This is a genomic window from Yersinia rohdei ATCC 43380, assembly GCF_000173775.1.
Taxonomy (GTDB): domain Bacteria; phylum Pseudomonadota; class Gammaproteobacteria; order Enterobacterales; family Enterobacteriaceae; genus Yersinia; species Yersinia rohdei.
Genome location: NZ_ACCD01000002.1, coordinates 26,281 through 39,735 on the forward strand (window position 1 = coordinate 26,281; position 13,455 = coordinate 39,735).

Consider the following 13,455-nt stretch of genomic DNA (forward strand, 5'->3'; position numbering starts at 1 on the left):
AATTAACCATCAATAATATGTTTATGTTAATGGCTGGGGATAAAAACACTTTTAGAGTGCAAAGCGAGCCAATATGCCACTGTAAGCGGGCAAACAATGTTGTAGTGAGGCAAATTAAGACATTTTAGTATTTGAAGCTGGTTTTATATCCAGTATCATAGCAGTGGAAAAAATTGATGAGGCTTTCATAATTAGTCTCCTGACAGTAAGTATTTCTCCGGCGGGTAGCAAATTCATGAGTAAATTATTCAAACTACATTCTGAGTTTAAGCCAGCAGGCGATCAGCCTGAGGCCATCCGTAAACTGGAAGAAGGGCTGGAGAATGGTCTGGCCCATCAGACACTGTTGGGGGTAACGGGGTCGGGCAAAACCTTTACAGTGGCAAATGTGATTGCTGATCTGAACCGGCCGACGATGATATTAGCGCCAAACAAAACCTTGGCCGCCCAACTTTATGGCGAGATGAAAGAATTCTTTCCTGAAAACGCGGTGGAATACTTCGTCTCCTATTATGACTATTATCAGCCCGAAGCCTATGTCCCAAGTTCAGACACCTTTATCGAGAAAGATGCCTCGGTAAATGAACATATAGAGCAAATGCGGTTATCCGCGACTAAAGCATTATTAGAGCGGCGAGATGTCGTGGTGGTTGCCTCGGTCTCTGCTATTTATGGTCTGGGTGACCCGGATTTGTATCTGAAAATGATGCTGCATCTGACCAAGGGAATGATTATTGACCAGCGCTCAATTTTACGCCGTTTGTCAGAATTGCAATACAGCCGCAACGATCAGGTCTTTCAACGCGGTACTTTTCGCGTCCGTGGTGAGGTAATTGATATTTTCCCGGCGGAATCCGATGAATGGGCATTGCGTGTAGAGTTGTTTGATGAGGAGGTCGAACGGCTCTCCATATTTGACCCACTAACGGGCCAGTTACAGCACGAAGTTCCACGTTTTACGGTCTACCCTAAAACGCACTATGTTACTCCGCGAGAGCGCATCTTGCAGGCGATGGAAGAGATAAAAGTTGAGCTGGCCGAGCGCCGTCAGGTGTTATTAGCGAACAATAAACTCATTGAAGAACAACGAATTACCCAGCGGACTCAATTTGACCTCGAAATGATGAATGAGCTGGGTTACTGCTCAGGTATTGAAAACTATTCCCGCTATCTTTCGGGCCGTGGGCCGGGTGAAGCGCCGCCGACCCTCTTCGATTATCTGCCCGCAGATGGTTTACTGATTGTTGATGAATCTCACGTCACTATCCCGCAAATTGGCGGCATGTACAAAGGTGACCGGTCACGGAAAGAAACACTGGTGGAATATGGCTTCCGGTTGCCTTCAGCACTGGATAACCGGCCAATGCGCTTTGAAGAGTTTGAGGCGTTAGCACCACAAACCATTTATGTTTCGGCCACTCCGGGTAAGTATGAACTGGAGAAATCCGGTGATGAGGTGGTAGATCAAGTGGTGCGCCCGACCGGCTTGCTTGATCCACTGATTGAAGTTCGCCCAGTCGCCACTCAGGTGGATGACTTGCTGTCAGAAATCCGCATTCGTGCAGCAATTAACGAGCGGGTTTTGGTGACCACCCTGACCAAACGTATGGCCGAAGACTTGACGGATTACTTAGGAGAGCACGGTGCCCGTGTCCGTTACCTGCATTCAGATATTGATACTGTCGAGCGGGTGGAAATTATTCGTGATTTGCGCTTGGGTGAATTTGATGTGCTGGTGGGGATCAACCTGCTGCGCGAAGGCCTGGATATGCCGGAAGTTTCATTGGTTGCCATTCTGGACGCCGATAAAGAAGGTTTCCTGCGTTCTGAACGCTCCTTAATCCAGACGATTGGGCGTGCGGCACGTAACCTTAACGGTAAAGCTATTCTCTATGGCGACAGAATTACTGCCTCAATGGAAAAAGCCATTGGTGAAACCGAGCGGCGACGGGCTAAGCAGCAAGCTTATAACGAAGAGCGCGGCATTATTCCTCAGGGGCTCAACAAGAAGGTTGGAGATATTCTGCAACTAGGGCAGCCTTCCATGCGCGGCAAGGGGAAAGGCCGGGGCGGCAAAGTGGCCGATACCAACAACTACCAATCGCTATCACCTAAAGCACTTGATCAGAAAATCCGTGAACTGGAAGCCAAGATGTACACTCATGCGCAAAATCTTGAATTCGAGCAGGCGGCAGAGTTACGAGATCAGGTGCATCAGCTCCGCCAGCAGTTTATTGCTATCTCTTGATAATCAGCGGCCCACTTGGTTGAGCCGCTGATTATGGGGGCATATATTGGGAATTTTGCTTGTCGCATCAGCCGAACCTGATTAATGTGTGCGGCTGATAAAATCGTCATCGAATAAAGCGCGAGATAAATAATGAGCGACCACGTATCCAAAGATCCATTGCACGGCATTACATTGGAGCAGTTATTGACCAAGTTGGTAGAGTATTATGGCTGGGAAGAACTGGCACATCGTATCCAAATCAACTGTTTCATCAGTGATCCCAGCATTAAATCCAGTTTGAAATTTTTACGCCGCACCCCGTGGGCACGCACTAAAGTGGAAGCGCTTTATATTCACATGAATAACAATGCGGCTTTACAAGAGCGTTCACGTTTACAAGAATAGCCCCGCAAGTAACTTGCTAGTGCGCTGATGCTGAGCCTGTGCCACCCAATTGTTGTAAAGTGATTTCCAGTGCCTGGCGCAGTAATTCACGATCATGACGATAGGGGATATCCTTGGCTTCCAAGGGCTGCTGGACAATAATTCTGTCCGTTACACCACTGGTATCAATGCGTGGGCTTACGATTGCAGCATCAATAATTTTTCGGCCAATCTTACTTTCCATTATTGCTAGTTTTTCGTGTAATGACAGTCCTGCTGCGGCCACACTAAGCTCGCGCCCCAGATTGCCGATATAAATCATACTGGCGGAACTGCGTCGCAAAGCTTGGGTTAAATCATCCAGTAGCAACAGTGGCATTAGGCTGGTTAAAAAACTGCCCGGCCCGATTAAAATCACATCGGCCTGACCGATAGCTTCAATTGCTTCCTTAGTTGCTTGGACATGGGGGGACAGCAACATTTCTTGCGGCATTTGCGTCAATTGATCAATATTTACTTCCCCGTAAACTGGGTGTCCTTCATGGTCGATCGCCAGTAAGTCTACCGGTTGTTCTGACATCGGAATCAACCAGGCATCCACTTTGAGCAAACTGCGCACCAGATTGATTGCTTCAATCGGGCGAATACTGAGATGGTCTAGCGCTTTGAGCATTAAATTGCCCAAATTATGACCTGCTAATTCGCCATTACCGGTAAAACGGTATTCAAACATCGCGGAGGCGACGCTGGGTTCAGTTATCAATTGATTCAGGCAATTACGGGTGTCTCCCCACGCAATTCCGCCCTCAGAGCGGCGGATCCGGCCAGTTGAACCGCCATTATCGGTGGTGGTAACAATACCGGTCAGGCGCGACCCTAAAGATGACAGAGCAGACATCACCCTCCCCAAACCATGACCGCCGCCCAATGCCACCACTCGATCGAGATCCGCTAATGTGCGATTTCGCATATTTTTCCTGCCTAAATAGTGTTGCCCGGCTCTAATAGCGTAGCTAAAGGTGAAATTGCTGCATAAGTTAACGGATTTGCAGCTAAAACGCGATAAAAGCCCTGTTTTTCGTGATTTTAAACAAGGTATTAGCCGTGGATTAAAATAAGCTCATTACCAAGGCTTTTTGTTGTATAAGTCGTTGTATATAAAAATATATAACGTAAAACACCCATTGGCTATCCTGTCTTTTTAGCGTTAGAATCACTAGGAAAAGTGAGGTTTTAGCGATTAACCATCGTGATGAGTTTTACTTTTTAACCATGGTTCAGCCAGCTGTTAGCCAACAGTGGCGGAACATAAACTCCTAGCCTTAGTGTCTACGTTGTCTTATTTATCGACAATATGATGCTCTGGCCGTGGCCTTAGCCACCAGGGTGCGAGGTAGAAATGCCTGCATCTCCCGTATTTGGAAAGGTGTTATGGTACAACTTACTGACGCATTTGCGCGCAAGTTCTATTACTTGCGCCTATCGATTACTGATGTGTGCAATTTTCGTTGCACTTATTGCTTGCCCGATGGTTATCGCCCGGACGGAATAAAAAGTTTTCTTAGCCTTGATGAGATAAGCCGCGTTAGCAGAGCTTTTGCCTTGTTGGGAACAGAAAAAATCCGTCTGACAGGGGGTGAACCGTCGATGCGCCGCGATTTCACCGATATTATTGCCACCATTCGACAAAACCCCGCCATTCGCACCTTGGCGGTGACCACTAATGGTTACCGTTTAGCGCGTGATGCTGCGCAATGGCGTGATGCAGGGCTCACTGCAATTAATGTCAGCGTTGACAGCCTCGACCCACGGCAATTCCATGCCATCACCGGGCAAGATAAATTTCATCAAGTTATGCAAGGCATTGATGCTGCCTTTGATGCCGGTTTTGAGAAAGTCAAAATCAATGCGGTGTTGATGCGGGATGTGAATGATAGCAATCTCAACGCCTTCCTGAATTGGATAAAATCCAGACCCATCCAACTGCGATTTATCGAACTGATGGAAACCGGTGAGGGCGGACATCTGTTTCGCAAACACCATGTTTCTGGTGGCATTATCCGCCAACAATTACTCCAGCAAGGCTGGCAGCAGCAAGAGCGCGCGCGCAGTGATGGCCCGGCTCAAGTCTTCCATCATCCTGATTATCTGGGGGAAGTTGGGCTTATCATGCCGTATGAGAAAGACTTCTGTGCGAGTTGTAATCGCTTGCGTGTTTCAGCGCTGGGAAATCTGCATTTATGCTTATTTGGCGAGCAAGGCATTACACTGCGCGACCTGCTGGCCAGTGATGACCAGCAAGATGAGTTAATGGCGCGAATTCAAAGTGCTCTGCAAACCAAGAAGCAAACCCATTTCTTGCATCAGGGCAATAGCGGCATTACACAGAATTTATCTTTTATTGGTGGCTGATAACCTGCAACCCAAGAGTGCAGGAATAGGACTGTTTATGACCCAATTGACTCACATTAATGCCGCTGGCGAAGCCCATATGGTGGATGTTTCCGCCAAAGCTGAAACTGTACGTGAAGCGCGCGCAGAAGCCTTTGTTGAAATGCATGCCGCGACATTGGCGATGATTATTGATGGCAGCCATCATAAAGGCGACGTATTCGCCACCGCCCGCATTGCCGGGATTCAAGCGGCGAAGCGAACTTGGGAATTGATCCCATTGTGCCATCCGCTGCTGCTGACCAAAGTAGAAGTTCAACTGGAAGCACAGCCGGAGCATAACCGCGTTCGTATTGAATCCTGTTGTCGGCTAACAGGCAAAACGGGGGTGGAGATGGAAGCCCTGACAGCGGCATCCGTTGCGGCGCTGACAATTTATGATATGTGCAAAGCAGTACAAAAAGACATGATAATTGGCCCAGTTCGTCTGCTGGCAAAAAGTGGCGGGAAATCTGGCGATTTTAAGGTGAATTTATGATTCAGATTCTATTTTTTGCTCAGGTTCGTGAGCTGGTGGGAACTGACCGTCTACAATTGGCGGCGGAGTATCCGACTGTCGATGCCTTGCGCCAAGCGCTGTGCCAAAAAGGTGACCGCTGGCAGTTGGCGCTTGAAGAAGGCAAATTGCTTACTGCGGTGAATCAATCGTTAGTTAATGCCCAGCATCCATTGGTTGCTGGTGATGAAGTGGCTTTCTTCCCGCCAGTCACCGGAGGCTGATGATGGATAAGACGCGAATCCATGTTGGGCCAGAGGCATTTAATGTCGGTGATGAATATAACTGGCTGTCACAATGTGATGAAGATGGCGCGGTGGTGACCTTTACCGGTAAAGTCCGCAACCATAATCTGGGGGCGAATGTCAGTGCCTTGACGCTAGAGCATTACCCCGGCATGACAGAAAAAGCGCTGGCTGAAATTATTACCGAAGCCCGCAATCGCTGGCCATTACAGCGGGTTTCCGTCATTCACCGGGTAGGGCCGCTGTATCCAGGAGATGAAATTGTCTTTGTCGGCGTGACCAGCGCGCACCGCAGTATGGCATTTGAGTCAGCTGAATTTATTATGGACTATCTGAAAACACGCGCGCCCTTCTGGAAACGAGAAGCCACCGCCGAGGGTGAGCGATGGGTGGAATCACGGGACAGTGATCATGCTGCTGCTAAGCGCTGGTAAATTGTACGTAAACCCGTGTAAAGTTCGCCCCTAAATACCTATTTTTACTCACTAGTTGAGGGTATTTATGTGATACCCTTAAAGGATCGGTGGGCTGTCAGTCGATAGCCTGTATCATTATTTATATGCATAAGGTAACTACCATGGATCGCTATCCACGCTCTAATGGTTCAATTGTCGAACGTGCCAACACTGGCATTCAGGCATATATGGCGCAGGTATACGGCTGGATGACCTGTGGTCTGTTATTAACGGCAGTTGTGGCCTGGTACGCAGCGAATACGCCCGCGGTACTTAATTTTATCTTTTCCAGCCAAATTACCTTTTTTGGGCTGATTATTGTTCAGTTAGGTCTGGTATTTGTCATTTCTGGCATGGTTAATCGCCTTAGTGGCGCAATGGCAACCAGCTTGTTTATGCTGTATTCGGCATTAACCGGGCTGACCATTTCCAGTATTTTCATCGTCTATACCAGTTCCTCTATTGCCAGTACCTTCCTGATTGCTGCGGGGATGTTTGGCGCGATGAGCTTCTACGGCTATACCACCAAGCGGGATTTAAGTGGTATGGGCAGCATGCTCTTTATGGGCTTGATTGGTATCGTTTTGGCTTCAATTGTTAACATCTGGCTGAAAAGCACGGCGTTAATGTGGGCTGTAACCTATATCGGGGTATTGGTATTCGTCGGTCTGACTGCTTACGATACTCAGAAATTGAAAAATATGGGCGCGCAGTTGGATGCCAATGATAAAGATAGCTTCCGTAAGTATTCTATCGTCGGCGCACTGACCCTGTATCTTGATTTCATCAACTTGTTCTTGATGTTACTGCGGATTTTCGGCAACCGCCGCTAATCAAGCTCAGATATGCAGTTTGAGATGTTGAAGAAGGGCACCTGTCGGGTGCCCTTTTTATTGGTTGGGATTCAAGACCAGCAGAAGGTTTTGGTCACGTGCTTGCCTCATGTTACTGGCGGCTGTGGGTGTTGGGCTATCAGGCTATTTTTCTCCGGAACATCGCGTAGGCGGCGCTGCCGGTAGTGGCTGTTATCACCAGCAGCGGCCACAAACTGTGCCAAATAATATCGAAACTGGCATCCTTGAGGTAAATCTGCTTAGTGATATCAGTAAAATGCCGGATAGGGTTTATCCAGGTGATATTTTGTAACCAGATTGGCATGTTTTCCACCGGGGAGACATAACCTGACAGCAAAATAGCGGGCATCATAAAAACAAAAACGCCGATAAAAGCTTGTTGCTGAGTTGAGCATAAGGATGAAATCAGCAAACCAAAACCGACCAACGACAAGCCATAAAGCAGCATGGTGCTGTAGAAGAGTGCCAGTGAACCGGCAAAAGGGATTTGGTAGAAAAAGATGCCAATAAACAACACGATAGTTGCCTGGAAAGTCGCGACAATCAGGGCTGGCACCGCTTTACCGATAAAAATCTGCCAGGTGGTCAAGGGCGAAACCAGCAACTGCTCCAGTGTTCCTTGCTCCCGTTCGCGTGCTACTGATAATGACGTCACAATCAGTACGCCAATAGTCGTAATCATCGCAATCAATGATGGCACCACAAACCATTTGTAATTCAGATTTGGGTTATACCAATTGCGTATCACTAACTCACTGTTATTGGGCTTGATTTGGCCGCGAGTCAATTCTAATTGGTAATCCTGCACAATTTGCTGAATATAATTTGCGGCTATCTGGGCGCTGTTGGAGTTACGGCCATCCAGCACTAACTGCAATTGGGTGGTTTTGCCATTGGCTAAATCGGCACTGAACTGCTCTGGGAAGCGAATTAACAGCAGCGCTTTTTGGTTATCAATAACCGGCCGAATCTCTTGCGGGCTGTGTAGCAGCAACACATGAGAAAAGGCTTCGGCTTTGGCAAAACGCTGGGTAAGTTCTACCGAGGCTTCACCGCTGTCTTCACTGTAAATGGCAATAGTGGCATTGGTCACCTCGAGCGTGGCGGCAAATGGGAATAAAATGACTTGCAATATCACCGGCATGATTAATATTGCTCGGGTCTGGGGTTCGCGCAGCAGCGATTGCAATTCTTTAATAATCAATGTGTACAGGCGATGAAACATATTCTCTCCCTTTAATCTAACCTGCGCTGTGTTTTCCATGCGGTCAGGCCAATAAATACGGCTGCTGATGCAATCAGGAACAACAGGTTAATCACCAAAACTGTGCCGATATTTCCCGCCAAAAACAGGGTTTGCAAGCTGCTGACAAAATAGCGGGCAGGAATGATATACGTCACGGCGCGGACAACTGCGGGCATGCTATCTATTTGAAAAATAAAGCCAGATAGCATTACTGCCGGCAAAAATGCCGCATTCAGTGCCACCATTGCAGCATTGAATTGGTTGCGGGTAATCGTCGAAATCAGCAACCCCATCCCCAATGTGCTGGCTAAAAACAGACTGGTAATAACAAACAATATCCACAACGAGCCGCGATAAGGCACGCCGAGAATAAACACTGCCACCAGCATGCAGAGTGTCATGGCCACCATGCCAAGGACGTAATAGGGGATTAATTTTGACAGCAGCAATTCACTGCGTGTGACTTGAGTAGAAAGCAGGGCTTCCATGGTGCCGCGCTCCCATTCGCGGGCAATTACCAGCGAGGTCAAAATGGCACCAATTACTGTCATTATAATGGTGATAGCGCCGGGAATAATAAAATGCCGGCTGATGGCTGCCGGGTTAAACCAATAACGTACCTGAATTTCAATCAGTGGATCATTTTTTTGCCCTAGATTCTGCGCCTGCTGCTGTTGCCAGATTTGCCATACGCCTTGGGCATAGCCTTGCACAAAATTGGCGGTATTGGGTTCACTGCCGTCGGTAATGACTTGAATTGGCGCTTTATTTTCTGGCCTCGCGAGTTGTTCGGCAAAATCATTGGGAATAACAATTAATCCGCGGATTTTACCGGCTTGCATCATTTGAATCAGTGCATGGCGGTTATCACTGATTTGCGGCGAGATATAGGGCGAACTGGCAAACGCGTTGGCCAAATCTTGCGCCGGTTTGCTTTGTTGCTCCATCAAAATGCCGACATGCAGTTTGCTGGAGTCCAGATTGATGCCATAACCAAAAATAAACAGTAATAACAATGGGATGACAAAGGCTATCAATCCGCTACTGGGGTCGCGCAAAATTTGGCGAGTTTCTTTACTGCATAAGGCGCGCAGGCGACGCCAGGAAAATCCGGTGTCTTGATACGTTTCACCTTCATTTTCCGGCATTTTATTTATCGGTTTTTTGTTTATAGCTTCTTGGTTTATAGACAATAAATGCGGGTCGGTCATGGTTGTTGCTCCTTATCATGCTGTTGGTCATAGCGCTGAACCAACCCGATAAATGCCTCTTCCATTGATGGATTAAGATTTTCACTCGTGGCAACTTGCTGCTTTAGCTCATCCGGGGTGCCGGCCGCAATAATTTTACCGCGATAAACCAGCCCGATACGGTCACAGTATTCGGCTTCATCCATAAAGTGAGTGGTGACCATAACAGTCACACCTTTATCTACCATCCCATTGATATGTAGCCAAAATTCACGACGAGTCAGGGGATCTACGCCGGAGGTCGGCTCATCAAGAAACAGAATGTCTGGCTCGTGCATTAAGGCACAGGCCAGAGCCAGGCGCTGTTTAAAACCCAGAGGTAGCGAGTCTGGTGTTTGCTTAAGAATGGGCGCGAAATTAAAAGCTGAATTCATATCTGCTATTTTATCGCGCTGATTTTTACCCCGCAGGCCATATACACCGGAGAAAAATTTCAAGTTTTGTTCCACGGTTAGGTTGCCATACAGCGAGAATTTTTGTGCCATATAACCCAAATGTTGCCGGGCTTTACCTGAACTGGTTTTCAGATCCATTCCCAACACCAATGCTTTGCCAGAGCTTGGTATCAGTAAGCCGCACATCATCTTAAAAGTGGTCGATTTTCCGGCGCCATTCGGCCCAAGTAAGCCAAATATTTCACCGCGTTTTACCTGAAAATTAACATGGTCAGTGGCCGCGAAATCGCCAAATTTTTTGGTTAATTCTTGGGCCTCAATGACGGTCTCATTATGGCTGCCTTCCACTTTGGGCATAATGTGCGCCAGTGCAGACTCACTGGCAGGGCCGCCACCTAATAAATCGATAAAAGCATCTTCAAAACGCGGTTCCGCCTCCACTATCTCGGCATGGGGTTGGTTTAATAGTGACAAAATTTGCGAGTGATTGACTTCCGGCTTGAGGATCAGTCGCACATATTTACCCTGAATAACCCCATCACTGACTTGAGGGAGCGCCAGAGCATGTTGCAGTAGTTTGCGGTTAGTGCCGGTTTGGGCTGAAACTAAAATTGTCCGGCCACTCATGCGCTGGGTCAGATGCTGCGGCGCACCGCTGTAGAGTAATTTGCCCTCATTGAGCAGCAAAACTTCGCGGCACTGTTCCGCTTCATCCAGATAGGACGTGCTCCACAAGATAAGCATGCCGTCACTGGCCAGCTCATGAACCATGCGCCATAACTCGCGCCGAGAGATAGGGTCAACCCCGACACCCGGCTCATCCAGCAACAAGACTTTAGGTTGCCCCACCAGGGTACAAGCCAGCCCCAGTTTTTGTTTCATACCTCCGGACAACTTGCCCGCCAGCCGCTGTGTAAAGCGGGTTAAATCGGTAAAGGTCAGCAGGCGTTCGAAAGTCTGACGGCGCTGTTCGCCAGTCACACCGCGCAGCTCGGCATACAGGGTGAGATTTTCCATTACCGTCAAATCTTCATACAAACCAAATTTTTGCGGCATATAGCCCAGAATAGAATGTAGCTGGCGATCATTTTCCAGTGGGTCTAGGCCAACAACGGTTATCTTGCCTTGACTGGGTTTTAACAATCCGGCCAGCATGCGAATCAAGGTGGTTTTACCGGCACCGTCCGGCCCAACCAAACCGGTGACCGCGCCACTGCGGATTTCCGTGGTCAGGCTGGCAACCGCGGGGTTTTCCAACCCCGGAAAGGATTTTTCGACCCCTTCCAAAGTAATGAGATGCGAAATTCCATTCATAACTCATGGCGCCTTAAGGTTGCACAAAACGGACGGTGACCGGCATGCCTTGTCGCAGTGACTCATCAGCATCTGTGATGACGATTCGCAAGCGATAAACCAGGTCGGTTCGTAAATCCGGTGTTTCAACACTTTTAGGGGTAAATTCGGCAGTCGGCGAGACAAAACCAATTTGGCCGTGATAGGGCTTATTGGGGCGACCGTCAGTAAAGACCTCGACCTTGGTGCCCGGAATTGCCTGGCCTAAATGGGGCTCACTTATATAGGCCCGCACCCAGACAGGGTCGGTTAGCGAGAGGGTAAATACCGTGTTGCTGGCGGATAAAATGGTGCCAGGTTCAACCGCGCGAGTCAGCACCGTACCGGTCGAAGGGGAGAGCAACAGGGTGTCTTGCAGGTTAAGTTGGGCTTGCGCCTGCGCGGCTTCAGCTTGGGCCAGATTGGCCTCGGCTTGGGCAATCTCTTGCGGGCGGTTGCCACTTAAATATTGCGCCAGTTTATCTTTTGATGCTTGCAGATTTGCCTGTGCCTGGTTGCGCGCAGTGCGGGCGTTTTCCAGATCATTGGCAGAGGTGGCTTTATTGGCCCATAGCCCTTGCTGGCGCTTTAGAAAGCTTTCGGCATAACTGAAGGCGGCTTCGCGCTGGGAAACTTCAGATTTCACTTGGGCAATTTCTTCGTCGCGGTAACCGGCTTTTAATAATGCTAACTGTGCCTGAGCACTTTGCACATTGGCCTGCGCCTGTTTGAGTGCATTGAGATACGGGCCGTCATCTAGTTTGCCCAGTACCTGTCCCGGCTGGATTTTATCCCCTTCATCCACTGACAAGGAGGCGAGACGGCCCGCAACCCGGAACCCCAAATTTACGGTTCGGACATCAACATTGCCATATAAAGTCAGTGACGCATCCTGTTGTTGGCGATAATAATTCCATCCGTAACCTATTGCCGCTAACAGCGCGACAATAACAACGGCCACTATAATCTTCTTGCGATTCATAATGCTCCCTATCTGTTACTGATGTTTATGACCACAAACTTTCATGGAAATAAGGTCAGCGGGTTAACGCTAAATTTTTGGCCCGTAGCCCATGTAGCAGCAGGTCAATATGTTCGATAAGTACCTGATTAATCATCTCACTTTCAGCTTCGCCAATATCTTGCCAGCCGGCTTGTCGGCGGATAGTTTCTCGCCCCAGACGGAAAGCCAGAACTTCGCCGATTAAAGCATGAGTATGAAGAATGGTTTTAGTTGCGTTCGCATCCGCACCAATAAATGCGGCCAACAACAGATTCAGTTTTTGGTGCAATGGCGCAATAGCTTGGGTATGTATCAATAAGTAGGCATCGCTCGGAGAGAGCTGCTCGCGCGCCATGATTTTGCTGATATTAAGTGTTTCTGACTGAGTCATTAAATGACTAAATTCCAGTAAACCACGGCGGATAAAATGCAGTTGCTGCTCTGGATGCTGTTCTTGAGTAGGGCGCTGGAGAAACTGGTCAATTTCTTGAGCCAGTGGTGCAAAAGCCTGCTTGATAACATTGGCAATTTGTTGGGCTACCGCCAGATATAAACCTTCTTTGGAATTGAAATAGTAGGTAATCGCGGCGATGTTCTGCTCAGCACGCTGAGCAATCTCTCGGGTGGTCGCGCCCTTCAAACCGAATTCGCCAAACAATTCCGTCGCCGCTTGTATTAATTGTTGGCGAGCTTGTTCGCCGCGGGGGGTTGCCGGGGTGTCTGATGTTGTTGCATGGCGAGTGGCATTGGGCATAGGTTTTATACTCAGTGAATATCATTTTCGCTAATATTAATAGATAGCAAAATAATAAATCAATCGTATGATTAACTTTAGGCCTCCCCAGGAGATCTGTAAAGTCAGGGGCGGTAGAAACTGTATGTTTGTTATCAGAAGCAAGGTTAGTGCCTGCAATAAATCAATTTTCTTGATGATTACGCTAATAAAAATCCTAAGAAACGTGTAAATATCCCTTTTCTTGCTAAACATCTGCTATAATCAGCCGCAATGGTGCACTGCAGTTTGTGCCAATCCTCGTGGTAATGCCTCAATTCATGCCTCGTCTGATAATCTTCCCTTGAAACTGCACCTGACGTTATCGCCAGGATTGGGAAG

At 48.2% G+C, this 13,455-nt stretch carries 13 protein-coding genes and 1 riboswitch; of the genes, 7 read left to right on the forward strand and 6 right to left on the reverse strand.

Annotated elements, in window-relative coordinates; translation table 11 throughout:
* The first annotated feature begins 235 nt into the window (after window positions 1–235).
* Both uvrB and YROHD0001_RS14740 read left to right on the forward strand, forming a co-directional pair.
* Window positions 236–2,248: an excinuclease ABC subunit UvrB gene (uvrB, locus tag YROHD0001_RS14745; RefSeq protein WP_032816081.1), complete on the forward strand. Its 2,013-nt coding sequence runs from the start codon at window positions 236–238 to the stop codon at window positions 2,246–2,248.
* 132 nt (window positions 2,249–2,380) lie between these two features.
* Window positions 2,381–2,635, forward strand: a complete 255-nt coding sequence (locus tag YROHD0001_RS14740) for a VF530 family protein (protein ID WP_032816083.1) — start codon at window positions 2,381–2,383, stop codon at window positions 2,633–2,635.
* 16 nt (window positions 2,636–2,651) lie between these two features.
* On the opposite strand, the gene yvcK is transcribed toward YROHD0001_RS14740, so the two are convergent.
* The gene (gene yvcK / locus YROHD0001_RS14735) at window positions 2,652–3,584 is read right to left on the reverse strand and encodes a uridine diphosphate-N-acetylglucosamine-binding protein YvcK (protein WP_004713404.1); all 933 of its coding nucleotides are present in this window, start codon (window positions 3,582–3,584) and stop codon (window positions 2,652–2,654) included.
* Between the two features lie 331 nt (window positions 3,585–3,915).
* A riboswitch (molybdenum cofactor riboswitch) is annotated at window positions 3,916–4,059 on the forward strand.
* Between yvcK and moaA the strand changes: the two genes are divergently transcribed.
* The 5 genes from moaA (at window position 4,046) to YROHD0001_RS14715 (ending at window position 7,094) form a co-directional block, all read left to right on the forward strand.
* Window positions 4,046–5,026 carry a GTP 3',8-cyclase MoaA gene (moaA, locus tag YROHD0001_RS14730; protein ID WP_032816084.1) on the forward strand — a complete coding sequence of 327 codons (981 nt, stop codon included), beginning with the start codon at window positions 4,046–4,048 and terminating at the stop codon, window positions 5,024–5,026. It overlaps the preceding riboswitch by 14 nt.
* Before the next feature lie 37 nt (window positions 5,027–5,063).
* Window positions 5,064–5,543: a cyclic pyranopterin monophosphate synthase MoaC gene (gene moaC, locus YROHD0001_RS14725; protein ID WP_004713406.1), complete on the forward strand. Its 480-nt coding sequence runs from the start codon at window positions 5,064–5,066 to the stop codon at window positions 5,541–5,543.
* The gene (gene moaD / locus YROHD0001_RS0117280; RefSeq protein WP_032816088.1) at window positions 5,540–5,785 is read left to right on the forward strand and encodes a molybdopterin synthase sulfur carrier subunit; all 246 of its coding nucleotides are present in this window, start codon (window positions 5,540–5,542) and stop codon (window positions 5,783–5,785) included. Before moaC ends, moaD begins: the two co-directional genes overlap by 4 nt.
* A gap of 2 nt (window positions 5,786–5,787) precedes the next feature.
* Entirely contained in the window at window positions 5,788–6,240 is a 453-nt protein-coding gene (gene moaE / locus YROHD0001_RS14720) for a molybdopterin synthase catalytic subunit MoaE (protein ID WP_032816089.1), read from the forward strand.
* Between the two features lie 143 nt (window positions 6,241–6,383).
* Window positions 6,384–7,094 carry a Bax inhibitor-1/YccA family protein gene (locus YROHD0001_RS14715; RefSeq protein ID WP_004713408.1) on the forward strand — a complete coding sequence of 237 codons (711 nt, stop codon included), beginning with the start codon at window positions 6,384–6,386 and terminating at the stop codon, window positions 7,092–7,094.
* A 139-nt stretch (window positions 7,095–7,233) separates the two neighbouring features.
* Here YROHD0001_RS14715 and YROHD0001_RS14710 read toward each other — a convergent pair whose 3' ends face one another.
* The 5 genes from YROHD0001_RS14710 to YROHD0001_RS14690 are packed head-to-tail and all read right to left on the reverse strand — an operon-like array spanning window position 7,234 to window position 13,095.
* Window positions 7,234–8,340 carry an ABC transporter permease gene (locus YROHD0001_RS14710; protein WP_004713409.1) on the reverse strand — a complete coding sequence of 369 codons (1,107 nt, stop codon included), beginning with the start codon at window positions 8,338–8,340 and terminating at the stop codon, window positions 7,234–7,236.
* An 11-nt stretch (window positions 8,341–8,351) separates the two neighbouring features.
* Window positions 8,352–9,509, reverse strand: coding sequence for an ABC transporter permease (locus YROHD0001_RS14705; protein WP_004713410.1), 1,158 nt, complete (start codon window positions 9,507–9,509; stop codon window positions 8,352–8,354).
* Between the two features lie 59 nt (window positions 9,510–9,568).
* Window positions 9,569–11,320: an ATP-binding cassette domain-containing protein gene (locus tag YROHD0001_RS14700; protein WP_004713411.1), complete on the reverse strand. Its 1,752-nt coding sequence runs from the start codon at window positions 11,318–11,320 to the stop codon at window positions 9,569–9,571.
* Window positions 11,321–11,333: 13 nt separating this feature from the next.
* Window positions 11,334–12,320, reverse strand: coding sequence for a secretion protein HlyD (gene hlyD / locus YROHD0001_RS14695; protein ID WP_032816091.1), 987 nt, complete (start codon window positions 12,318–12,320; stop codon window positions 11,334–11,336).
* 55 nt (window positions 12,321–12,375) lie between these two features.
* On the reverse strand, window positions 12,376–13,095 hold the full coding sequence (locus YROHD0001_RS14690) for a transcriptional regulator (RefSeq protein WP_004713413.1): 720 nt from the start codon (window positions 13,093–13,095) through the stop codon (window positions 12,376–12,378).
* Window positions 13,096–13,455 lie beyond the last annotated feature (360 nt).

Bases quoted from the DNA above. Each gene is read 5' to 3' on its own strand.
- uvrB (WP_032816081.1), top strand. From the start codon at position 236: ATGAGTAAATTATTCAAACTACATTCTGAGTTTAAGCCAGCAGGCGAT.
- YROHD0001_RS14740 (WP_032816083.1), top strand. From the start codon at position 2,381: ATGAGCGACCACGTATCCAAAGATCCATTGCACGGCATTACATTGGAG.
- yvcK (WP_004713404.1), bottom strand. From the start codon at position 3,584: ATGCGAAATCGCACATTAGCGGATCTCGATCGAGTGGTGGCATTGGGC.
- moaA (WP_032816084.1), top strand. From the start codon at position 4,046: ATGGTACAACTTACTGACGCATTTGCGCGCAAGTTCTATTACTTGCGC.
- moaC (WP_004713406.1), top strand. From the start codon at position 5,064: ATGACCCAATTGACTCACATTAATGCCGCTGGCGAAGCCCATATGGTG.
- moaD (WP_032816088.1), top strand. From the start codon at position 5,540: ATGATTCAGATTCTATTTTTTGCTCAGGTTCGTGAGCTGGTGGGAACT.
- moaE (WP_032816089.1), top strand. From the start codon at position 5,788: ATGGATAAGACGCGAATCCATGTTGGGCCAGAGGCATTTAATGTCGGT.
- YROHD0001_RS14715 (WP_004713408.1), top strand. From the start codon at position 6,384: ATGGATCGCTATCCACGCTCTAATGGTTCAATTGTCGAACGTGCCAAC.
- YROHD0001_RS14710 (WP_004713409.1), bottom strand. From the start codon at position 8,340: ATGTTTCATCGCCTGTACACATTGATTATTAAAGAATTGCAATCGCTG.
- YROHD0001_RS14705 (WP_004713410.1), bottom strand. From the start codon at position 9,509: ATGCCGGAAAATGAAGGTGAAACGTATCAAGACACCGGATTTTCCTGG.
- YROHD0001_RS14700 (WP_004713411.1), bottom strand. From the start codon at position 11,320: ATGAATGGAATTTCGCATCTCATTACTTTGGAAGGGGTCGAAAAATCC.
- hlyD (WP_032816091.1), bottom strand. From the start codon at position 12,320: ATGAATCGCAAGAAGATTATAGTGGCCGTTGTTATTGTCGCGCTGTTA.
- YROHD0001_RS14690 (WP_004713413.1), bottom strand. From the start codon at position 13,095: ATGCCCAATGCCACTCGCCATGCAACAACATCAGACACCCCGGCAACC.